Annotated in this window: 27 protein-coding genes, 2 tRNA genes and 1 pseudogene; 10 read left to right on the top strand and 20 right to left on the bottom strand. The window is 58.2% G+C overall.

Annotated elements, in window-relative coordinates:
• The first annotated feature begins 3 nt into the window (after nt 1-3).
• The 5 genes from ABHM97_RS09265 to ABHM97_RS09285 all read left to right on the top strand — a co-directional run bounded on the left by ABHM97_RS09265 (nt 4) and on the right by ABHM97_RS09285 (nt 3575).
• Complete coding sequence (locus tag ABHM97_RS09265; protein WP_235521528.1) at nt 4-780, top strand: fumarylacetoacetate hydrolase family protein; 777 nt, start codon at nt 4-6, stop codon at nt 778-780.
• A gap of 122 nt (nt 781-902) precedes the next feature.
• Nucleotides 903-2426 (top strand): glutamate--tRNA ligase, encoded by a 1524-nt coding sequence (gene gltX / locus ABHM97_RS09270; protein ID WP_349470400.1) that lies wholly within the window; start codon nt 903-905, stop codon nt 2424-2426.
• Nucleotides 2427-2437: 11 nt separating this feature from the next.
• Nucleotides 2438-3166 carry an HAD family hydrolase gene (locus ABHM97_RS09275; RefSeq protein WP_349470401.1) on the top strand — a complete coding sequence of 243 codons (729 nt, stop codon included), beginning with the start codon at nt 2438-2440 and terminating at the stop codon, nt 3164-3166.
• Between the two features lie 137 nt (nt 3167-3303).
• Nucleotides 3304-3375, top strand: a tRNA-Gln gene (locus ABHM97_RS09280).
• Between the two features lie 127 nt (nt 3376-3502).
• Nucleotides 3503-3575, top strand: a tRNA-Glu gene (locus ABHM97_RS09285).
• 532 nt (nt 3576-4107) lie between these two features.
• On the opposite strand, the gene ABHM97_RS09290 is transcribed toward ABHM97_RS09285, so the two are convergent.
• Nucleotides 4108-4362, bottom strand: coding sequence for a hypothetical protein (locus tag ABHM97_RS09290; RefSeq protein ID WP_349470402.1), 255 nt, complete (start codon nt 4360-4362; stop codon nt 4108-4110).
• 176 nt (nt 4363-4538) lie between these two features.
• Between ABHM97_RS09290 and ABHM97_RS09295 the strand changes: the two genes are divergently transcribed.
• The 4 genes from ABHM97_RS09295 to ABHM97_RS09310 all read left to right on the top strand — a co-directional run bounded on the left by ABHM97_RS09295 (nt 4539) and on the right by ABHM97_RS09310 (nt 6435).
• Nucleotides 4539-4688: a hypothetical protein gene (locus ABHM97_RS09295; RefSeq protein WP_349470403.1), complete on the top strand. Its 150-nt coding sequence runs from the start codon at nt 4539-4541 to the stop codon at nt 4686-4688.
• Between the two features lie 109 nt (nt 4689-4797).
• The gene (locus ABHM97_RS09300; RefSeq protein WP_349470405.1) at nt 4798-4944 is read left to right on the top strand and encodes a hypothetical protein; all 147 of its coding nucleotides are present in this window, start codon (nt 4798-4800) and stop codon (nt 4942-4944) included.
• Nucleotides 4945-4997: 53 nt separating this feature from the next.
• Nucleotides 4998-6269 carry a glycosyltransferase gene (locus ABHM97_RS09305; RefSeq protein WP_349470406.1) on the top strand — a complete coding sequence of 424 codons (1272 nt, stop codon included), beginning with the start codon at nt 4998-5000 and terminating at the stop codon, nt 6267-6269.
• A 7-nt stretch (nt 6270-6276) separates the two neighbouring features.
• A complete protein-coding gene (locus ABHM97_RS09310) occupies nt 6277-6435 on the top strand; it encodes a hypothetical protein (RefSeq protein WP_349470407.1) in 159 nt (52 codons plus the stop codon).
• 52 nt (nt 6436-6487) lie between these two features.
• On the opposite strand, the gene ABHM97_RS09315 is transcribed toward ABHM97_RS09310, so the two are convergent.
• The 12 genes and pseudogenes from ABHM97_RS09315 to ABHM97_RS09360 form a co-directional block, all read right to left on the bottom strand.
• Entirely contained in the window at nt 6488-7942 is a 1455-nt protein-coding gene (locus ABHM97_RS09315; protein WP_502921279.1) for an SGNH/GDSL hydrolase family protein, read from the bottom strand.
• A 99-nt stretch (nt 7943-8041) separates the two neighbouring features.
• Nucleotides 8042-8152, bottom strand: a pseudogene (locus tag ABHM97_RS21480) (hyaluronate lyase N-terminal domain-containing protein); the annotation flags it as partial.
• A complete protein-coding gene (locus ABHM97_RS09320; protein WP_349470410.1) occupies nt 8152-8409 on the bottom strand; it encodes a hypothetical protein in 258 nt (85 codons plus the stop codon). The pseudogene ABHM97_RS21480 and the gene ABHM97_RS09320, both read right to left, overlap by 1 nt.
• Before the next feature lie 64 nt (nt 8410-8473).
• Nucleotides 8474-8725 carry a holin gene (locus tag ABHM97_RS21485; protein ID WP_502921270.1) on the bottom strand — a complete coding sequence of 84 codons (252 nt, stop codon included), beginning with the start codon at nt 8723-8725 and terminating at the stop codon, nt 8474-8476.
• A complete protein-coding gene (locus ABHM97_RS09325) occupies nt 8725-9507 on the bottom strand; it encodes a M23 family metallopeptidase (RefSeq protein ID WP_349470411.1) in 783 nt (260 codons plus the stop codon). Before ABHM97_RS09325 ends, ABHM97_RS21485 begins: the two co-directional genes overlap by 1 nt.
• Nucleotides 9508-9515: 8 nt before the next feature.
• Nucleotides 9516-9812: a hypothetical protein gene (locus tag ABHM97_RS09330; protein ID WP_349470413.1), complete on the bottom strand. Its 297-nt coding sequence runs from the start codon at nt 9810-9812 to the stop codon at nt 9516-9518.
• Nucleotides 9805-10287, bottom strand: coding sequence for a hypothetical protein (locus ABHM97_RS09335; protein WP_349470414.1), 483 nt, complete (start codon nt 10285-10287; stop codon nt 9805-9807). Before ABHM97_RS09335 ends, ABHM97_RS09330 begins: the two co-directional genes overlap by 8 nt.
• Nucleotides 10288-10373: 86 nt before the next feature.
• Entirely contained in the window at nt 10374-10952 is a 579-nt protein-coding gene (locus tag ABHM97_RS09340; RefSeq protein WP_349470415.1) for a hypothetical protein, read from the bottom strand.
• Nucleotides 10952-11911 (bottom strand): hypothetical protein, encoded by a 960-nt coding sequence (locus ABHM97_RS09345; RefSeq protein ID WP_349470416.1) that lies wholly within the window; start codon nt 11909-11911, stop codon nt 10952-10954. The genes ABHM97_RS09340 and ABHM97_RS09345 overlap by 1 nt, the downstream gene beginning before the upstream one ends.
• Nucleotides 11912-11923: 12 nt before the next feature.
• Nucleotides 11924-13216, bottom strand: coding sequence for a hypothetical protein (locus ABHM97_RS09350; RefSeq protein ID WP_349470417.1), 1293 nt, complete (start codon nt 13214-13216; stop codon nt 11924-11926).
• A gap of 9 nt (nt 13217-13225) precedes the next feature.
• Complete coding sequence (locus tag ABHM97_RS09355) at nt 13226-14089, bottom strand: hypothetical protein (protein ID WP_349470418.1); 864 nt, start codon at nt 14087-14089, stop codon at nt 13226-13228.
• Complete coding sequence (locus ABHM97_RS09360) at nt 14089-16971, bottom strand: phage tail tape measure protein (protein WP_349470419.1); 2883 nt, start codon at nt 16969-16971, stop codon at nt 14089-14091. Before ABHM97_RS09360 ends, ABHM97_RS09355 begins: the two co-directional genes overlap by 1 nt.
• 46 nt (nt 16972-17017) lie before the next feature.
• On the opposite strand from ABHM97_RS09360, the gene ABHM97_RS09365 reads away from it, so the two are divergent.
• The gene (locus tag ABHM97_RS09365) at nt 17018-17215 is read left to right on the top strand and encodes a hypothetical protein (RefSeq protein WP_349470420.1); all 198 of its coding nucleotides are present in this window, start codon (nt 17018-17020) and stop codon (nt 17213-17215) included.
• 340 nt (nt 17216-17555) lie between these two features.
• Here ABHM97_RS09365 and ABHM97_RS09370 read toward each other — a convergent pair whose 3' ends face one another.
• The 7 genes from ABHM97_RS09370 to ABHM97_RS09400 all read right to left on the bottom strand — a co-directional run bounded on the left by ABHM97_RS09370 (nt 17556) and on the right by ABHM97_RS09400 (nt 21632).
• Entirely contained in the window at nt 17556-18092 is a 537-nt protein-coding gene (locus tag ABHM97_RS09370) for a hypothetical protein (protein ID WP_349470421.1), read from the bottom strand.
• Between the two features lie 90 nt (nt 18093-18182).
• Nucleotides 18183-18695 (bottom strand): phage tail tube protein, encoded by a 513-nt coding sequence (locus ABHM97_RS09375; protein WP_349470422.1) that lies wholly within the window; start codon nt 18693-18695, stop codon nt 18183-18185.
• A 635-nt stretch (nt 18696-19330) separates the two neighbouring features.
• Nucleotides 19331-19714: a hypothetical protein gene (locus ABHM97_RS09380; RefSeq protein ID WP_349470423.1), complete on the bottom strand. Its 384-nt coding sequence runs from the start codon at nt 19712-19714 to the stop codon at nt 19331-19333.
• Complete coding sequence (locus ABHM97_RS09385; RefSeq protein ID WP_349470424.1) at nt 19711-20103, bottom strand: DUF6093 family protein; 393 nt, start codon at nt 20101-20103, stop codon at nt 19711-19713. Before ABHM97_RS09385 ends, ABHM97_RS09380 begins: the two co-directional genes overlap by 4 nt.
• Nucleotides 20100-20471, bottom strand: a complete 372-nt coding sequence (locus tag ABHM97_RS09390) for a hypothetical protein (protein ID WP_349470425.1) — start codon at nt 20469-20471, stop codon at nt 20100-20102. The genes ABHM97_RS09385 and ABHM97_RS09390 overlap by 4 nt, the downstream gene beginning before the upstream one ends.
• A gap of 16 nt (nt 20472-20487) precedes the next feature.
• Nucleotides 20488-20709: a hypothetical protein gene (locus ABHM97_RS09395; RefSeq protein WP_349470427.1), complete on the bottom strand. Its 222-nt coding sequence runs from the start codon at nt 20707-20709 to the stop codon at nt 20488-20490.
• An 11-nt stretch (nt 20710-20720) separates the two neighbouring features.
• Nucleotides 20721-21632, bottom strand: coding sequence for a major capsid protein (locus ABHM97_RS09400; protein WP_349470429.1), 912 nt, complete (start codon nt 21630-21632; stop codon nt 20721-20723).
• Nucleotides 21633-21642 lie beyond the last annotated feature (10 nt).

Raw genomic sequence — 21642 nt, forward strand, 5'->3', positions numbered from 1 at the left:
CCCATGCGTATCGCCCGGTTTGTAGTTGATTCTGATCCCCTTTACGGCGTTGTTGAAGGCGAGGCCGGCAGTGAGGAAATCACTGTCATCAACGGCGACCCCTTCTTTAATGGCGTCGAACGTACCCACGTAAAGCACAAGCTTGAGGACGTGCGGCTCCTCGCCCCGATCATTCCGCGCAGCAAAGTGATCGGTGTTGGCCGGAACTTCGCTGAGCATGCCGCGGAACTTGGCAACGAAGTTCCCCAGCAGCCGCTGCTGTTCCTCAAGCCCAACACGTCCGTGATCGGCCCGAATGACCCCATCATCCTTCCTGAGTTCTCGGAGGAAGTTTCCTTCGAAGCTGAGCTGTGCGTTGTCATCGGCCGCATCTGCAAGGACGTTCCCGAAGAGCGTGCGGATGACGTGATCTTCGGCTACACCTGCGGCAACGACCTCACTGCCCGCGACGTCCAGAAGACGGACCTTCAGTGGGCACGCGCCAAGGGCTTTGACACCTCTGCGCCGCTTGGGCCGTGGATCGAGACAGAGCTGGATCACGAAGACCTGTCCATCCAGGGCCGCCTCAATGGTGAACTCCGCCAGGACGGCAGCACCAACCAGATGATCCGCGGCGTACGCGAGCTCGTCTCCATCGTCTCGCACGCCTTCACCCTGCTTCCGGGCGACGTCATCATGACCGGCACCCCGGCCGGCGTCGGCCTGGTCAGTGAAGGCGACCGTTTCGAAGTGGAGATCGAAGGCATCGGCCGCCTCTCCAACCCGGTGGTCCGCCGCTAGGCATTCAGTCAAAGCCATACCACGACGGCGGCACCCGCCTTTCGCACGAAAGGCGGGTGCCGCCGTCGAGCCTTTAGGGCCGGGAAACCCAGGCTGCGCCAAGCGGTAAAGTTGGAACCACTATGACTACTGCTTCTGCGTCCAACGCTGCCCCCAGCGTCATCCCTGCCGTCAATGCCGAGACTCCGGTCCGCGTCCGCTTCTGCCCGTCACCGACCGGAACTCCGCATGTTGGCTTGATTCGGACGGCCCTGTTCAACTGGGCCTACGCACGCCACACCGGCGGCAAGCTGATCTTCCGCATCGAGGACACCGACTCTGCCCGCGACAGCGAAGAGAGCTACCACCAGTTGCTGGATGCCCTCAAGTGGCTCGGCATCAACTGGGATGAAGGCGTCGAGGTCGGCGGACCGCACGAACCGTACCGGCAGTCCCAGCGCGGCGACATCTACCAGGACGTCATCGCCAAGCTCAAGGCCGGGGGACACGTATATGAGTCCTACTCCACCCCGGAGGAGATCGAAGCCCGCCACAAGGCAGCCGGCCGCGACCCCAAGCTCGGCTACGACGGCTTTGACCGCCACCTGACGGAGGAGCAGCTCGCCCAGTTCAAGGCTGAAGGCCGGGAGGCTGTCCTGCGCCTGCGCATGCCGGACGAGGACCTGACTTTCAACGACCTGGTCAGGGGGGAAATTACTTTCAAGGCCGGCTCGGTCCCTGACTTTGCAGTGGTCCGCGCCAACGGAGCCCCGCTCTACACCTTGGTCAACCCGGTGGACGATGCCCTGATGGGGATCACCCACGTCCTGCGCGGAGAGGACCTGCTGAGCTCTACTCCGCGCCAGATTGCGCTGTACCGGGCGCTCTACGCCATTGGGGTTGCCGAGTACATGCCGGAGTTCGGGCACCTTCCGTACGTTATGGGCCAGGGCAACAAGAAGCTCTCCAAGCGCGATCCCGAGTCGAGCCTGTTCCTGCACCGCGAGCGTGGCTTCATCCCCGAAGGGTTGCTCAACTACTTGTCGCTGCTGGGTTGGTCCCTGAGCGCGGATGAGGACATCTTCACCGTGGAGCAGCTCGTTGCCAACTTCGACATCCATGATGTCCTGGGCAACCCGGCCCGCTTCGACATCAAGAAGGCCGAAGCCATCAACGGAACCCACGTGCGCATGCTCGCTCCGGAAGACTTCAAGCAGCGGCTGGTTCCCTACCTCCGCGCTGCCGGTTTCGTCGGTGAGATCCTCACCCCCCGGCAGGAGGAGATCCTCGCAGAGGCAGCTCCCTTGGTCCAGGAACGGATCACCCTCCTGGGCGAGGCTCCGGAAATGCTGGCCTTCCTGTTCAAGGCTGATGACGCGATCGACGTCGCGGACGACGCCCGGAAGGGTCTGCCCCAGAACCTGGAGGAAGTCCTTGATGCGGCCCTGGCGGCACTGGAGCCCATTACCGACTGGACTGCCGAGAACATCCAGGCTGCGCTCAAGCAGGCCCTTGTCGAGGACCTGGGCATCAAGCCCCGCTCCGCGTTCGGCCCGGTGCGCACGGCCATCTCCGGTCGTCGTATTTCCCCGCCGCTGTTCGAGTCCATGGTGATCCTGGGGAAGGATTCCTCACTGGCCCGCGTCCGCGCTTTCCGCGGCCAGTAACGGCGGACGTCATGGCGATAGCAAGCACTTTTGGCACTATCCGTGGTGTCCTGTTCGATATTGATGACACCCTGGTGGACCTTGAGTACGCCATGACGACGGCGTTGCGCGATGTCAGCGAACATCTCCTGCCCGGCCTGGACCAGGCCGGGTGGGCGAAGTTCGGACGCATCTTCACGCACGAAACCACGCACTTCTATGACCGCTACCTGGCAGGGGAGCTGACGTTCAACGAGCAGCGGCTGCTCCGCGGCAGGGCTGCCCTGGGCCACTTTGGCGTGGAACTGGAGGACGGCGAGGAGTCACAGGCTTGGGTGGCCGAGTATCACCAGCGCCAGACGTCATACGTGCGGGCTTTCGACGACGTTGAAGAAGTCCTGGACGCCCTGGATGCAGCGGGGATTCCCTACGGTGCGGTCAGTAACAACGTCCACGACTACCAGCGCGCGAAGCTGGACAGTGCCGGTTTGGCCAGGATCGCGACACTGGTGGGAACGGACACCGTTGGCGTGCCCAAGCCGGACCCTGCCATATACCTCGAAGGTGTACGCCTACTGGGGACTTCGCCGGCGGAGACCCTCTACGTTGGCGATAACCGACTTCTCGATGCGGACGGAGCAACCGCGGCGGGGCTGGTAGGCGTGTGGTTGAACAGGACCGGGGAAGTGGTGGAGGAGTTCACCGGACGACAGGTGGATTCCCTGACCCGCCTGCTGATGACGGCTCCGACGGCAGCCTGAGATCCGTGTGATGCAGGTAACGGCTTTACGATTTGTGCAGGTGGCGAGACTCCGGTAGAGTCATTACTCGTGCTGAGGGGCACGGAGGGAAAAGCCAAGGGAAACCGCGGTGAGGAACTCCGGTCCAAAAGTCACTTTGGGATATGGTGTAATTGGCAACACTACGGTTTCTGGTACCGTCATTCTAGGTTCGAGTCCTGGTATCCCAGCTCTGAAAATCCGCGTGAATACGCGGAAAATCGGAACCTTCCACTTCGCTGAAGCGATTTGGAGCGGAGCTGAAAGTATGAAATACTCATTCAGCTTGATCGCCGGAAACGGTGATAAAAAGTGCAAGGCCCCATCGTATAGCGGCCTAGTACGCCGCCCTCTCACGGCGGTAACGCGGGTTCGAATCCCGCTGGGGTCACGAGCAGGGCCGGAAACTCAAGGGTTTCCGGCCCTAACTGTTTAACACCCCACCCTGCTACTCAACGGTTACTCAGCACTTTCGCAAGGACTGCGCAACGGTTACGAAAAAGGCCCCCACCGAAGTGAGGGCCTCGCTACTTTCCGCATCGTTCGCATCCGGGCGGTATGGGTTTGCCGCATCGGACACAGCCGCCAGTCGTCCTAGACGCGGAATCTGACAAGTGGACAGTCGTCCATGACTTCGAACTATGCGGGCAGAACAACCGGCGCAACCACTTCACGGATTCCTCCTGCGGGATCTGATGTAGGCGTTGATTTCCTTAGTCAGCCGACGATCCTCGCGGACGAGGGCGATGATCATTAAGGCCCAGCGCATCGGCGTGCCCCTTCGATGGAAGCTGACGCAGCTTGAGCCATGTCAAGGTAGCTCCGCCAGAAACGTTTCGGGACTGTATTCCAATCCTGCTCCGTATAGCCGTCAGCCAACGCCATTGCCTTTGCTACTGACTCGACGAGTTCTCCACTGGCACTCACCGTTCCCTCCTTGCAAGGCGGATCGCGCGTGACATGTCAGCGGCGGCGAGGTGGGCGCGCGCGAGGGTTCGGTATTCATCTCGGTCCTGGTCGTCCAGCCGGTCCAACCAAATTGATTCGACATCCAGCTTTTGCACGCCGTAGCACTGTTCCTCAGCGAACATGCCACGGGCCGCAGCTTCTATCGCCTCTTCACACAAGGCTTCGTGTCGCTCGGTTAGTCCGGTCTGTTCGTCGCGTTCGTTGCTCATAGCCTAATTGTCCTCTGCTCAGGTTGTTGTTCCTTCTATTATGTCATCTAGTGTCTTTTTTGGGAACAGATGACACTTACTGACACGAACCCTATAACCTACCCGCCAGTAATCGTTATCGGCGCGTTTCTGACGCGTGCCGTGGTTGACTTGACGGCGGGCGTAGACTAAGGCCCATGAATGAGAACATTCCTGGGGGACGATCACTAGCCGAACTGCCTTTGCTCATACCAGAAGGCATCCAGATCGTAGAAGGTGACGGCGCACCACCACCACCCGAACCCGGTGACGTGGTTTGTGCTGTCACGTGGGAAGAACTCGACTAGCACGTTCACCCCTGAACGAACGAGCAACACAAAACCAACGCCAACAACAAAAAGCCCCCACCCTCGGAGCGAGGTGGGGGCTTTCGTTTTGTTCACTACACTAAGACGCGTGGAAGTAACCTTGACAGTAGAAGACGCTGACGGCGGAACAGGGCACGTCACAGCCCTCGGAGCCAACTACACAGACGCCTGCACCAAAGCAACAGCACTCATCCCAGACGGATGCAGGGCCATTGTCATCAGGACCGATGTCTAAAGAGTTGGTAGACTCTGTGAGGTTTGTCCTTAATCTAAAGCGGGGTCTGTCACTTGTTTATCGGCCACACACGGTTCAGTCTGTTCGATCCCAACTCCGGAGGGTGGAGGGCATCCAACGGATCACGGTTCTCCACCGTCGAGGAATACCAGGCGTACCTATTCGCTGATGAGCGGCTTGATCCTCGTTGCGAGATATTCGTGAACCACTCCCTGCCGCAGCTTGCTTTGGCTGCGGAGAACTTCGATGTGGCGCATGTGGTGTCGTATTCCGCGCACCTGCCGGAGAAGCACCAGCGCATTCTGGAAGAGGCAGGGCAGAGCTTCCCGTTCTTAGTGCTGGACCGTTGCGAGGGCGGGACCCCGACGATAACGCCTCTTACGATCGCACGGAACGAGTTCCGTTCGGGTGAGCAACCTGCTGGCGCAAGCCCAGCGTTCGCAATCTACCGGCTAGACGATGACGACTTGCTGCCAGTGGACTTCTTTGAACAGATGACGCCGTATGTGCGTCCAGAGAACGCCGGCATGATGGTCTCCCTTGGGGAAGGGGCAACCGCGCTATACATCAACGGCGCCTATTACAACGTCCGCCAGTGCTACGCGCCAATGATCGCCATCGGTCTACTCAGCATCTGCCAGTTCCAAGCGAACGGTGATCTGATCCAGCCCCGTGGGCACGCGCACAACTTCTCTGACCGTAAGAACCCGGTCATTCTCGATTCCCGCAAGCCCGGTTTTCTTTGGACCCGGCACGCCAGCCAGGACACTTCCCTCGGCTGGGGCGAACGGGACAACGATGACATGCATGATGTTATCCGCCGATACATGGATAAGTACCCTGCGGCGTCCCCGGATAATGGTTTCGGGGACGCATTCCCGGTGATCGCGGACAAGCTGTTCTACCAGCCGGAGCCGTTGAACGGGCGGGTAGAGAGGTTCCAGCGGGAGCTTGTACTGTCCCGGGACCCGATCCGGTTTGAGGTTGCCGACCTTGAAGGTGCGATTACTTTCGCGCTTCATCTCAACTGCTCAGAAGGGGCGACAGAGAACAACGCCGTCATGACGTTCGAGTTCGCGGATGGCCCCGCTGAGCTCGCCTTGGACCCCCGGGCGTCGAAGGTTTCCCTCTCAACGGACCCGGCTATCGGGCACTACGCCTACATTCCAACAGCGCCGGGGTCCACGGAGCAGCGGGTGAGCATCAAACTTCCCGAAGGTGTGCGTCTGCGGGCTTTCGGTATTCAACGGTTCCGCCGCCACGAAACGAGGATCGCTGTCTCTGACATCCTCGTGCACGAACACCTCCAAAAAGTTGCCAACTAAAGGACACATGATGACAACCAACGAGCCCATTGAAGGACTTGAGGCTGCGAACCTCGAAGCAGCAGCCCGGGACGCCGAAGAAGACGCCCAGAACGAACGCGAGGCCGCCCGGCATCTCAAGGACTACTACTACGACCACGAAGGACTGGCAGACGAACCAGTCTGAGTAAACGACGTTAGCCCCTGCCCCATCCGGAAATGGGGCAGGGGGCTTACGGTTAGACGGTGATCCAGTTAGTGCCGTCGCTGATGTAGGTGGCCTTAGCCCACTGCACAAGGGACTGGGAAGCAGAACCATCAATGGTTTTTGAAGTGCCGGCGCTGTTGACTGTCAAAGCGCTGGCGTTGGTGTTCTTTACAACCAGTCTCGCGTTTCCGGCGACCGTTGTCGGGTCAGGCAACGTCGCGGTGATCGAAGACCCATTGAACACCCAATAAGTGGTCATGTCCGTCGCGGCTATGGTGTATGAGCTGGTCTTCGTGGTTGTCAGCACAGGAGTTGTCCGCAACGACAGATAGTCAGCCATGACAGTTCCAAGCCATTCTGATCCGCGGTCATTTGGGTGCAGCGAGTCAGCAAACAACCCGAGAGCCGGAGGAAGGTTGTAAGGGAGCGGAATGTCAGGCATCCTCAATCGGATATCAAAGAATGACGTCCTCGGATCCGCGGCGGCGATGTCCTTCAACTGCTGTGCGTAACCATTCCAAGTCGCCTCATCCCGGCCATCCGACTTGTACATGTTCACTAGAGCAATGCTCCCTTTATACAGGGCGTTGCCCGTCCGCAGGGCATCGATGAACGCTTGGATGTTGGCTTTGTACGTTGCCAGCGGGGTCGCGTTCCCGTAGTCGTTTGTTTCGATGGCGATAACGACGAGGCTGACATTACCGGCTGCTAGGAGAGCGTTAGACGCTGTGGTGTTTCGGGTTGATGTGAGGAACGGAGAACTTACGCCATGGTAGGAGGCATCAAGGAAACGGATGCCGCTGGTTTCGTCGCCGTTGTAGGTCAGCAAACCCATTACGTACACGTTCTGTGTTGACGTTGCGTCCCACTTAATCTGAACGGTGTGGATACCAGCCGCCAGCACGCCAGTGCTCCACGTGTTCGTCCCATTACCGGCAGGGGGGTTTCGAGTCGAGTTTGTATCAACGACGGTAGGTGCGCCGCTGTCGATGACAATACTCATCACGCCTGTGCCTGAGGCTTTGAAATACATCAGCTTAGCGCTCGTACCAGTGAAAGTGAACGTTACGGTGCTTGTGGCGTCAGTCAGAACTGCTGTCCGCCAGCCCAACCCATAGGTTGAGTCAACACTGATCGACCCTGATCGGGTTACCGGGAATCCTGGCGCGGTTGTTTTGGGTATCGCCGGGATGAACGGGAACTCGGCGCCGCTAGTGACTCCGTAACGGTAGCGGAGTTTCGCCTGAGCCCGGTTGATCCAACGGTTAGCTACGGTTGTGTTACCGGTTCCTTCACTGATGGAGTCCCCGAACACAACGACCTGCGCCGCCGCGGACGCCTGCCCGGCTAGTGCTTGCCGCCAACCAGATAGTTTGTCCTCATGGGCTAGGTACGCCGCGTGGCGAGGGATGTTCTCTGTAACAGCGGAAGTTGGTGAGTATGCTGCGTCTAGCGCCGCCCTCGTTGCCGATGCTGGGTTGGACACTAGGGGGGCTACCGTTGAGTCGTCTGCTGGCCCTGGTGGGCCAGCAGGGCCTTGTGATGCGTAAGGCAGCGCAGACCAGACGTTTAAGCCGTTACCGAACTTCTGCTTCCCAGTGTCAGACTCGATCCCTGGTTCTCCTTGGGCGAGGACGGGGTTAGCGGTGGCCCATTCGGCTGCCGTGCCGCGCCGTAGTTGAATGCGGTTGGCCATCAGACCGTACCTCCGTCGATGAGCTGTTCAGGTGTGTAAAGGGTTGCCGGGGCGCCGCCGTCGATATGGGCCGTAGTGCGTAGGTCCCATGCCGCGAACTGGGCCGTTGTTCTTTGGTCCAGATCGTCAAGCTGCGCTTTCTGCGTTTGCAGGATGTCATCGGCTTTTTGGGCGTTAGCGGAAATGACGTTATCGCCGTTCCTTACCAGCTCCGCGCCGCTGGGTTTCTGGAAGCCTAGTGGGGTGAGTTCAGGCACGAGGCCTCCTTAAGAACGGTGAGGCCGCACCGGAACTGGTGCGGCCTCGCAAAAGATGGTGGGGTCAGTCAGCGACGTGCTTACCGGGCGCGTCAGTCGTCTCAACATTCGTAGCTGACGGGTTCCCATCCCGATAACCAGACACAACCGAAGTCAGCACCGAAGCAAGAGCAGCAGTAGCAGCAACAGACAACATCTCGCCCCACGGCAAATGAGTGATACCGATAGCGCCCGTCGTCATGAACCCAAGCAACACCTGAGCGAACGTCTTAACCGCACGCTCACCAGCAGCCAACCAAAACTCAACCGTCAACATCAGTTGTCACCTTCCTTCAGTGCGGCCACCTCGGCGCTCAGCTCTTCCAAAGCTTCCAGAATCTTGAGGTCATTCTTGTTTGTCAGGCTTGGCAGCGACTCGCCGCCAATAATCGACTTGTTAGACCCGTCATTCTTGAAGATCGCGTCATGGACTGCGTTCACCTTCACGAACATCTCGGAGATAGTAGGGCCACCCGTGAACGCGGGTGTTTGCAGGAACTCGTGCATGGAGGTCATGAAGTCGTCTTCTTCCGTTGTTTCGGTGATGTCGCCGGCGTACTCGATGGAGGCTGAGTCGAGGTAGGGGAGTGGGTTCACGCGCCCATAGAAGCGGGAGTTGAGCACGTAACCGTCAGGCAGCACCTCAAAGTGCAGGTGATCGCCAGTGGATCCCCCAGTGTTGCCAGACAGGATGAACACCTGTCCCTCACGAACACGGGCACCCTTGCCGACCTTCGCGGACCCGTCCGTGCAGTGCCCGTAGATGCCGATGAAGCTGCCGTGGTCGATCACCGCGCAGTACCCGGCGAATCCAGGCGCAATCCACCAAGGGTTGTCAGCGTATGTGCCGCCCATCCAGCCGATATGCAGCACCGTGCCGTCAGCAACGGCCCTGACCTCAGTGCCCGCAGCGCACGCGAAGTCAACGCCAGTATGCCCGTCTGGTTGGTAGTTGCCGAACTGTTGGATGATCCAGTAATCCGGAGAGCCGGGGCGGATGTTAGCTGTGGGGTTATCCCCGAAGTTCTGCGAGATGTTGGCCTTGACTGGATAAGTCATGGGGTGTCCTATTCGTATAGGCCCTCAGGCCATTCGGGTGGCGGGGGAGGGTTGCCAGCGTTGATGTGATCGCGGAGCCGGTTGATGTAGTTGTCGCGGATCATTTCGCGGCGGCGGGCTTTGTTCTGCTCAGTCTTCAAAGCAGCGATGTCGCCCCGCATGGAAGTCATTTCCTCTTGGAGTTGATCAATCAAAGCGTTCTCGGGTCGGCCTTTGTGCTGGATTTTCGCGGTCAACCACATTCCAGCGAGGCCGATAACACCAACAATCCACGGCGATGCGATGGCCCAGTTGAATTCACCCATTCGTGCCGCCCGGATCCCGCTGCCTGAGCATGTCTTGGAGGGCGGTAACTTTGATGAGGAACCCGAACACAAGGCCCGCTGGTGTCAGCCAACCAATCGCCGCGGATATGAGCGTGAACTGGGTGTAGCCCGTCGCAGCCCACATGATCGCGTAACCGATGCCCCACGCGAACGCGAGACCAACAACAGCAGACAGCCCATGGCGGGTGTGGCGGTTGATCATGTCAGCGACACACAGCACAGCAGTTATACCCCAAACAGCGGCCCACGCACCCAGCGCCCGCCCGTCAGCGACAATAATGTTCTGTGCTTGCGAGAGTGACTCCGGTGTGGCTGTGGCGTAATACAGGGCACGGGTCAGCGCGTACACCGCCCCCGCAGTTAGAGTGATGTTCCTGCCGATCACGACACGCTTGTACGGTTTTACGGGTTTCACCGGCGGCCCCCCAATGGGCGTATTGTTTATTTCACCCATCCGGGCGAGCCTCCTTAACAGGCTTGAACGGTTCGGGAAGTGCGGCCCCACGCTATGACGAGCAAGGGGCCGCACGCTCTTAAGACTTAGGAGTTCCAGGACATCCCCGACAACGGGAACACCATCGTCCCAACCGCCTGAGACGGGACCGTGACCAAGAAATAAATCTTGACCTCACCAGCCGGCGTAACCCACACATTCGCCTGATACGCGTTCGTCAGGATCACAAACGGTTCGCTATACGTCTTCGGCGCATAAGCAACCGGGAACGTCGCCAGCGTGTAAGCAGTGTTCGCCGTGTAATTCACAGGAACGTCATTCGCGAGAGCACCAGCAAGATACACGCGCCTGCCGATACGAGACACCGACGCGGGCCGCAAAGCATCCGTGAACCACGTCCCAGCCTGACGGTAAGTTGACGTGAACGACAACGTAACCGGCGCCAACGGCAACCAGTTCGTGCCGTCCCACGTGTCCTCAGGCTGCCCAGGAAGATCAAGGCGCTGCACCTTCAAACCCGTGTACTTCGTCAACGCGTCACGCTGCGCCTGCGAGGAAACCCGGACCGCCCCGTTCGTTTTCTTGAACGCGTTAGCAAGATCATCGGTCAGGTTGTACGGGTCACTGTTCGTTGGAACAACAACACCGTTTTCGAGAGTCTGCACTAGGCGCTCCAATCAAGTTCGAGTTGACCCGCTAGCGGATCTGTGAGGCGGCTTGTCCAGCCGGTGTATGGGTCGCCCGCGAAACTAATGCCGCCACCATTGACGAGCGCAGCAGCGATACCCGCGAAAGCCGCGTTACCTATAGGGATCGTCACCCAAGCGGGCGGCTGGCCAGCCGAAACAGCAATATCGAACGGACCCGCAACACGGGCAACATCCCCGCCAGGCCGTGCACCGGAAGTGTGCGCGTACAAATGGATCGTCGCGCCACTGTTGTAATTACCAACAGTCAGCCTTTGCGGTACACGGAACCTGATAGCCGTGATCGTTTTACCAGCCAACGCAGGCCTCGGTGCGCCATAAAAAAACGAGCCCGTCAGCGTGTAACCGCCATACGTGCCCGAATAAACTTTCTCTCCACCACCAGCCCAACGACCCCAACCACCAACACCGAACGTGTCAGACGCTGTAGCCGTCAGCACCTCAGTGCCAGCAGCCACAACAGGGGGAGGCGCGGGCGGCGCGGCAGGAGGTGGGGTAGCCAACGCAGCAATAACACCCAACACAGTCGGGTAACCCATCGTCCAAATCAGCTGAACAGGGTTACCCAACGCATAATCACTGGTCGGGCCAATGAACCGCTTAGTCGCGTAAATCCCGCCGTCATCACCAGCGAACAACAGCTCATCAACACCAACAGCCGTTATCTGCCCGGACGACGGGCGAGGCTGATCAGAAAAACCAGACAGGACGTAAGCCGACGACTGACCGCGCCCCTCGTTCACAATCCCAACCATGATCTTCGCGCCCTGCACAGCCTGTGTAGGGTCAGCCCACCGAGCCGACAGAAGGTTCCCACCAACCTCAGCGAACCACTTAGAACCGTCATAATAGGCTGTCCCGAACCTGAGCGTGAACGCCCCCGGCTGGATCGCCGCGAGCGTGTTATCTAAAACCATTGCCCGCCCCTATCAAAGACTGTCCCAAATAACTGCGGGGATCGTTCCCCACGTCGCTGGCATACGATCCCAAGTGAGCGGCGGTAGCTGCCCGGTGAGATGCTGCGCCCAATCCGTTGTATCCAACGCGGCGGTAACGTCCCCGTACGCGCACACAACCGTCAAGCTGGTCCCCTTAGGGACGGTCGAACCGGCGCGCTTGATGGAAGTTATCTCGCCAGGGATCCACACCACGCGGCCCTCGAACGGGCACCCAACCTCGATCCGGTCACCAGCCTGCAACTCAGGCCGGGGCACACACTCAACATTCAACTCAAGCGCGAGGGACGCAAGGAACTGGTCCCGCAGATCAATCGCGTACAACACGGCAGCCGCGGTCGAAGTGATCATTTCCGATGAGTAAAACGACGGCACCCTGCCATGCGGGCCACCGTACTTCAAAGGCCCCGCGTCGATACTCACCGCAGCGCGAACAGGATTGCCCGAACCGTCCTCTTTACCCTCAACAACCCACCGGTTATACAACCCATCGAAGGATTGCTTGCGTTGCACCCTGACAAGACCCTCATTCGGCCCGACCCGCCAAACCGGTACAGCAGCCCGCGGGTAAACGTGCAGTTCCCCGTCGCCGCCCATCCGATAACGAGCTGACACGCGGCCCAACAAATCCTGCACAGCTTCCAAACGTTCACGGTCGAACACCAACTGCCGTGACACCGCAACATCACCAACGCCAGGGTCAACCACAACCGGGAAATACCTTGAAAGCAGACGGCGAACCTCACCCAAAACAGTCGCACCAAGACCAGGGGACTGCGGCGCTTCGAACCTGTCCCGGTCCGGTTCCACCGTCAGGTCAACGGCCTCAAGTTTCACCACCGAACGAGTCATATACACGCGGCGCTTATGGGGCTCCAGCAAACCGTCAGGCTCCACGTAGCCGTACTCGTCAATGACGCGTGACTCCGTTACCTCGTCCGGTTCGTTACCAGTTACACGGAACGTCCCGTAATTAACGGCGCCCGCACCACCAACCCGGTAAATGATCTGCAACCTAGCGCCCGCCACCGAAAGAGGATCATCCAAACGCCAAGCCCCGAGGCTCCCATCCGGGTCAGCGACCGTAACGGAAATACGTTGACCAACCTTCACGGAATCGCCGGCCTGGTCCTCAAACGACCAATCAATAACTTCCAACGGCTCAGGCACGACCAGCGAATCACCACGCCACGCCCACACCGTCAAACTATCGGCAGGCCTAGAACCCTCCAACGCGTCCAACGACACATCATCAATCAGACGCAAAGGAGACTCCTAACCAAGTGGGCGTTTCAAATCAAACAAATACGTAGGCGACTCGCCCGCCGCAGCAGCCAAAGCGGCCACCGCATCCTGCTTCGCCTGATACGTCGAAAACAGAAGCGCCACATCCCCGTACGTGAACGTCGCAGACAACACCTTGATCGTTGGAGCAGCCACAACATCAGACTTCAACTCCCACCAAGTCAAATCACCACCCCACGCAACATTCACCGGGATCTGCTTAGCCGTCGCATTCGCCAACGACATCGCACCAGACAAGCCCACATCACCCCACGACGGCAACGGCTTGAACAACAACTGCCCAGTACCACGCAGGAGCTTCTTGAGCCTCGCGTTTTCCTCAGCCGAGTTGATACCCAACGACGTATCCAAACCCATCTCAGCCATGCGCTGACCAAACAATGCCAACGGCTTATCAGAGCCCATCACATTGAAAATGGAAACATCCGCCCGGTACTCCAACTCGGACAGGGCCGAAGACCTCAAAAAGAAATCCCCGGCCCTGCCCTCATCGCCAACAACAGGCACAGCGGTCTGCGGGACAAGCGCGTCCATCAGGAACCCAGTAGTAGACGGGATCGTGACCGGCGCCGACGTAGTACGGGACGCCCCGCCAGGACCGCTGATAACCTCAACCTCATAAGAGACTGGGCGTTGCAACGGCGCGTAATAGTCCACCAAATATGATGCGTCATTCATCCGCACACGCCGATAACCTGGGACCGCGTTACGCTCCCCATCCGCGAGCTGCCACACACTCACAACGGACTCGCCAATACCAAGGCCGGTAATCGTGATCCCAGCCCTGTCACACGGGGCATCCATGATCGCCTCAACCGTCACAACAACAGCCATCAGCGACCACCAACCCTCGTGAACTTAGAACCAGAATCAGCGGCTTTTATAGCGCCGTTAGCGACAGAACCCACTTGAGCCAGCAAGTAATCACCAGTGAACGGGTTCTGAACATAGACAGGGGCAGGCGGCTGCGAGGCGACAGGCGCCGCAGCAACAACCGTCCGGGCAGGAGCCCCAGCCGGCGCGTACTGATAACCCATAGCGTTAGAGCCAGAGTGCAACTGCTTGCGGAAGTCATAAACCGCAGCCTGACCGCCCATAGCATCCACATCACTGTCAGACAGGACATGTTCACCAGGGGCAAGCAAACGAGGCTCAGAGTCGATACCCTTAGGCCCCCGACCAATAACAGCACCACCAACAGCCATAGGAGCTATCTCGCCGGGGCGGTTAGGATCCGGACCGCCCTTAATGACACGCTCGTAAGTTTCCTGAATAGTGCGGATAGTCAGAGTCGAAACCTTGCCATTCAACGCGTTCGCCTTAACCCCAATGGCGTCCAACTGATTAGACGCAAAATCCTTGAGGTAAGCGGAGATGTCAACGTTGTCAGGGATGCCCAGTGCCTTACGCGCCAAAGTGTCAGCCGCGTTACCCGTGATACCGAACTGGCCAGCAGCAGCAACCAAGTCCGTGTAGGTGGTCATCATCTTCGCGTGCAACGTGTCAGACGAATTGATGTGATTGCCGTAAGCGTCAGTAGCAGCAGCAAGAGCCTGAACCTCAGCCAAACCAGCAGACGCGACACCCAGCAGAGCAGCCTCGTTAGCACGCCCCTTCTCCGTGTGCGTATCCATCGTGGTGCCATTCGACTGAATGGAAGCTGTCACAGCATCCAACGCAGCGTTGTAATTCCGGGCCGCATCAGCAGTCGAAAGGTTCGACAACCCAGCCCTCACCAAAGCAGCCGCATACTTATCCAACTCAGCAACAGCCCCCGAAGCCGTCAACCCCAGATCCTCAAGAGCCTGCTTAACCTCATCAGTAACCGGGACGCTCTGACCCATGGATGTCGTCAAACGATCCTGACCAGCAGCCGTAGCCGTCGCCTCCGCCTCAGCCTGCTTCAAAGCCTCCGCATAACCAGGGAACTTAGACTTCAAATCATCAGTGCTGATGCCCTGCGCCTTCGCCGCTTCCTCAATTTTCCGGAAAGCAGCCGCCGCAGTATCCGCATTGCCATTACTCACAAAAGATGCGAGCTGATCATCAATGGTCTTGAAAGAATCCATGATGGTCTTCTCAGTACCAATATCGATCAGCCCGCCAGAGATGGACTTGGCAATATCGTTTCCCCAGTCATTAGCTGACTGCAAAAAGTCCTTCTTGAACAACCTGGTCAGAGCACTATCCAGATCCGTAACGCCCGAAACCAGCTCGCCGCCGTCCTTCGTCTGGAACAAGTGGTCAAGCGCCTCAGCAGTCGTCTGAATGTTCTTACGCTGATTAGCCATCTCGACCAGCGCTTTAGTTGTCCGCCCAACGGAGCGTTCAATCTCTGAGTCCTTGACCGCATTAGCGATACCCTGCAAAGCCAAAGCAATCGTCACGGCAGCGCTGGCAATACCAGCCGCTTTCATAGCCGTACCAGCCTTAGGAGAGGCATCAGCAAGAGCCCGGAACGACGAAACGCCTTCCTGAATCTTCGGCAAAGCAGTCAGAAAAGCCCCACCCAGAAGCAGCGCACCACCAGTGACAGCAGCAATACCCAAACCAGCAGAAAGCAACGGTGCCGGGATTTTGCCGATAGCATCCACCAGGTCCTCAGCACCCTGAACAATGTTCCGCAGAACCTCATTCACGCCAGACCCGGACTTGAGGAACACGGAATCAATGGAACCAGTCAGCTTCTCAAAGTCCCCCGCAAGGTTGTTCTGCTTCAACGCGGCTGTCTCAGCCGCGTACCCCGCATCGTTGACCTTCTCAGTCCACGCCTCAATACCAGCCGCACCCTGCTCATACAAAACGTTCGCGGCACGCACAGCATCCGAACCGAAAATCACACCCATCGCCGCGTTACGCGCCTCCGGGGTCAAATCCTGCATCGAAGTCTTCAAGTTTTGCGAAAACTTTGACAGCCCAATGAAATTACCCTGAGCGTCATACGCGCTGATGCCAAGCTCAGCCATCTTCTCAGAGGCCTCTTTCGACTGCGGCGTGAGCCGTTGCAGCATCGTCTTGAACGACGTACCAGCATCCGAACCAGTCAAACCAGCAGAAGCAAAAGCAGCCAGACCACCAGTGGTTTCCTCAATTGACAAACCAGTCTGGTTAGCGATCAGGCCAGTCTGATTCAACGCCATGCCCATGTCCTGAACAGACCCCTGAGCCTTACCAGCACCAGCCGCCAGCAAATCAGCTATATGCGGCAAATCCTGACCAGACAATTTGAACTGAGTCATAGCCGACGCCGCAATCTCCGCAGCCTGCCCAACATCCAACGACCCAGCAGCCGCCAGAGACAAAGCACCCTTCAAACCGCCACCAAGGATGTCAGCCGTAGAAACACCAGCCTTAGCCATCTCATCAATAGCCTGAGCAGCCTCAGTCGCAGAAAACGCCGTATCAGCACCAGCCTCAATAGCAGCCTGACGCAAAGACTCCATCTCACTCGAAGTCGCATGAGTGCTAGCCTCAACCGCCGACATCTGCTTATCGAACTCCGCATAAGACTTAATCGCCAAGCCAACACCCGCCAACAGGGTGCCGCCCATGACCATGCCAGCCTTACCAACACGATCCAAATCCTCAGCGTTATTCTTAGCGAACTGCCCAACACGAGAAGCAAAATCAGAAGCAGACTGCTGAGCCGTCTTCATCCCAGCAACAAAACCGGAAACCTTAGCTTCAAGGGCAATGCTTATGGACCGGTCAGCCATGAGGCCCCCTATGCAATTAGGATGTTGCGCCCGCTACACTAGGGGCATGACAGAAGCGACCAAAGCAGGGAAACAAACGCGCCCACTCATGCGGGCAGGATTCGTCCTGCTAGGAATCGCCGTGCTCATATCAGCGGCAACAGCAGTCGCCGGAGGAACACATTCAGTTCTGAACCAGCTCTTAGGGCTCATCGCGCTTGTGCTGATCGTCGTAGGCCGGCTCATCCCGCCCACCGTCCGCTAATCCCTCAACCGCGGGACAAACATCAACGCCTCAGAACCAGGCTGGTCACGGTACGGCTCAGCAGCACGCCCACGCGCAGTCGTCGCATGGCACCGGATAGGCAAACCCGCGTCAAATCGCATCTCGTTAGCCGGATCCGTGCACACCGAAATCGGGCCGCCACACTTCGGGCACAACCCTGACCGGTACATTTGCAAGCCAAGCATCACCGTCTGCTCAGCTTCGTCCCACTCAGGCTCAGCACGCGACGACACCAGCACGCCAGCCCGGTACTCGTAAACAGTCTCGGGCTCCCACCCATGAAACCGTTTCAACGAAATACCAAGAGACGCCGCAGCCTCTACTTCTGCTCTGAGTCCTGGATCATCCTGAATGCGCTGAGCGAAAAAGGGACATCATTTCGCCCCGCATTCACACGCAAAACCGCCAACACGAAATCCTCATACTGGGAATCAGTCATGTCATCAGCGAGCGCATCCCACTCCTTAGCAGGATCAAACGGCAGCGCCTCGCCAGAGTGGTTCTCCACGCTGACAATTGACTTCGGCAAAGCCTCAACCATCAACGCCTCAACATTGAACCCATAAGCCTTATCCGTCGTGTTCTCGGGGCGGGGAGCGTGAGCAGCTTTCAACCCAGACCAATCACCACGCGGCAACCCACGGATCAGGAACGTCACCGACGCCGCTTTCATCTGATCCTCAAGGTCAATGACCTTCTGCGCCAGGTCCTTCGTCGGATCATTCAAACGGGCATCAACCACAGACCGGGCACGAGCAGCCGTGTACTCGGCATCAGCCGCCTCATGCGCAGCCTTCAAATCGCCGTCCAAGCAAAAACTCACACGCGTTTCGGGACGCTTCACCGTCAAAGTCATTACTACTCCAAAGTCTTTTAGCGGGACGAGTGGGACGTGGAACCTGCCTGCCCCCGGTCCCACAACACAGGGGCAGGCAGGTGGACTAAGCTACGCGACAGTAGTCGCGCTGATCTTCACACCGGCACGAACAAACAACTTCTGACCGATCTTGAAAACCGAGTTCGCCTCAGGCGGCATCTCGTTGTACTCACCAGGAGTAACCGGATAAATTGTGACCTTCTGCCCAGCCGCCAAAGCAGTCGTATACGGAAGGCCAGTACGAACAACAATGAACAGATTCGTGCCAGGAAGCAGAGTGTCCTTCGCCTTGTTGTACAAGGTCTCGTTCGCCGTGTTGGTGTTGTCGATGTACTCGACCTCAAGACCACGCTGCGAACGGCCCTTCTGCTCATACGTCTGAGTCGTGCAAAGACGCTCATCCGTAATGACCTGCTCAGACAGCGACGGCTTCCAACCACCAGCAGTCAAGTAACAAGAAATATCCACCGAAGACACAGCATTAAGCTCCGTCGCAACCTTCGGCGCGGACGTATCAGCGATGGCAGTGACAACCTTCACAAGGGTCATACCATCCGCTGGTTGTGCTGGAATTTCAGCCATTTAGCTTTCCTCTTTCTTAGGCGCCCGAATGGGCTGAACATTGAACTTCGGCGGACGCGGAGCATGCCATGCCGGGTACCGATCAGACTTGACCGGCACCAACGACCCCTCCGCTATCCGCCAATCAGACTCAGGCACGTCAAACTCGTGGCCTGACGTTGAATCCTTCACGCGGACAAACATGGGAACCCCTTTCAGGGCAAAGAAAAACGCCCCACCAGGGGGCGTAAATTACGGGACCTGGGAGCCTGTAAGGATCCAATCGAACGGCTGATACAACGGGTTCTCAGCAGTTCCAGGGATCGTCACGTCAAGGTCAGGTTGGATAGGTTGCTCATTCGGGACGTTCTCGATAGTTCCCAACACCCAGCCAGCCACCACCGGACGTTTAGCCTCAAGACAATTCGTGAGCTTCTGCGCAACAATCCGAACCGACACGGCAGTCAACCCAACCACCAACGTCCTCGAACGCAACTGCCTAGAATGAACCGTGCGAGCATGAGAACGACCAGCCACAGCAGGGAAATTCGTCAACACAAACACATACGGAAACGACGGCTCCTTGGGGACTTTGTCCTTATAAACCGTGAACCCAGTAAGCAGCGCCTCAAACCCGTTAGCCAGAGCATCACCAGTCATAACCGGCCCGCCCAACGCGCAGCCAACGCCTCAAGCGCACTAACAGTCCGTGGTTCCTCGTTACGCAACGGCTTATCAATATCACCGCTGCCACCACCACGCGACGTACCGAAATAATAGATGTTGCCCAACGAACCACCACGACGCCCCTTATCCGGGCCAACCACATACCGCGGACGACCCGGCAAATAACGCGACTCGTAACTAATCGAACCAGCCATACCCTTGAAATGCTCCGACGAGCTAACATCCGCCTGCATCTCAGTCTTGATGCTCTGCACACCCTTCTTAAGGACAGCATCAACATCCTCAACCGCAGACCCCGCGATACGCCCGAGATTCTGGGCGAGCCGGCGAACTTCCTCCAAGCCATCACTCACGCAACCACTTCCTCAACCCGTGTCCGCTGAGCAGTCGCACCCGTCTTATGGAAAGGCTCAGTCACCCGGAACACACGCCCCGTCAACTGAGGATCCAAAATGGCTTCAGTGACAGTCACCACGTCATCCACAGCAAACACCCCAGCAGCAACCGGCGTATCCCACCGCGTATCCTGCACCGTGTATTGGTGCCCGCCAGCCTCAGGGTTGCTTGACTGAGCTAGGGTCTGCTGAATCTTGCACGGACCCGTATAAAGCAGCGTGAGCGAGGGGGTTACGTTGCCATCACCATCAGTCACCAGCTCACCAGGACGATGCACCGTACACGTATCCAACATCAGGGACTCAGCAGCGGTACGCCCGCGCAGGACAAGATCGACGACGCTCATGAGCCACCCAGCACAATCTCAAACGCGCCAGGGGAATCCGCCTCGACCCCAAGCCATGACAGCTCAAGATCAGAGATGTACATCTCACCCGTGGACAAGGTGTTGTCCCTTGTGCCACCGCTCTCCGTATAATCATCAATGCTCAGGCCCGGAGCGATCCGCCAGCCGTCAGGGTTCTTCAAAACCCGTCGAACCATGCGGGCGACCACCAACCGCACCAGCCCCTCATCCTTGGAATCAAGATCAGGGACCAGCGCAGCCAAAAGAACGCCGGCCTCGGTAATCAAACCCTCAGCAGCCGAAACCTCAGCAAGGGTAAGGGGACGCCATCCCGCGGCAACATCATCAGGAGTCACAACAACAGCCATAACGTCCCCTCCCTAACTACGCAGGCTTTACAGCGAGGCCCGGCACCACATCAGTGGCGTCGGTGGAAACAAGCCCAAGTTCCTCAAGGCGGGCGATCTCTTCATCAGAGACACCCTCCGGGACCACAGAGCCCCGGTACAGGTACTTGACCTTGCCGTCAGTACCCTTGACAATCGCAAGAGCGCCAACGACGGTGTAGGACTTCTTGGAGTCCTTTGAATCATTGCGAACAGCCATCTTGAGCCCTCCTAGATGCCGGTGATGCGGATAGCAGCGTTCGGCTCGTTGATGTACGGAACGCACACAGCACGAGCACGCAGGCGCCACTGATCGTTGTCATCGTCACGCATGGACTTCGACTCAAGGATGCCGTCAACCTTGTCGTAGTTGCCGCCAAGATCCTCAGTCGCGATACCGCCAAGCTGGGCAGAGTCCAGAACCCAAGCGCCAGAAGCCGGCAGGTTCGGCGTACGCATGATCCGCAAGCCAGCGATCAGCTCGAAATTGCCGGTAACGACAGCGTTCGACTGGGTTTCGCGTGCAATAGCGTTGATAAGCACCTGATCCGATGCGAGCAGCGCCCAGGATGCGTCATTGACAATCAGAGTGTCAGCCTCGTAGCCCTGGTTCAGGGCCGACAGGGAAGCCTTAGCAGTGAGGATGTCCCGGAGGATCTGCACGCCAGAAGCGGCCCCCCAAGCAGCGGCAGCGGCCTGAGACTGGCTTACCTGCGAAGCGATAGCAGCCAGGGCAACCGTGTCCACGTTCTTCGCGGCGGTGTTGATGAGCTTGAGTAGTGCCTTATCAACAGCAGACATGGCCTTGCGCTTAGCAGCCTCATCCGTGACAAAGGTGTCCTGACCCCACTTGACCGTCTTGGCGAGCTGGGCAGTGCCATCGCCAACAGTCGTGATGGGGTACTCTCCACCGGGAGAGACAGCCTCAACAGCACGGTCAGTGTAGAGCCCTTCGTTCTGCTCGAAGGAAATAGCGCCACCCGAAACAGTCTCACGACCGGTCAGGATGGAAGTAGCGATAAGACGCTGCTCCGCGAGGGTCCGCATACGACGGGCAACAAGGCTCGGCGTGTTAAGGAACCGCGAAACGGTCATGTAATCGCCGGCAATAGTGGGCGATGCGGGAGGGAATGCGTTAGGCATAGTCTATTTC

Origin of the sequence: Paenarthrobacter sp. CAP02, assembly GCF_040137855.1 — a bacterium.
Lineage (GTDB): Bacteria > Actinomycetota > Actinomycetes > Actinomycetales > Micrococcaceae > Arthrobacter.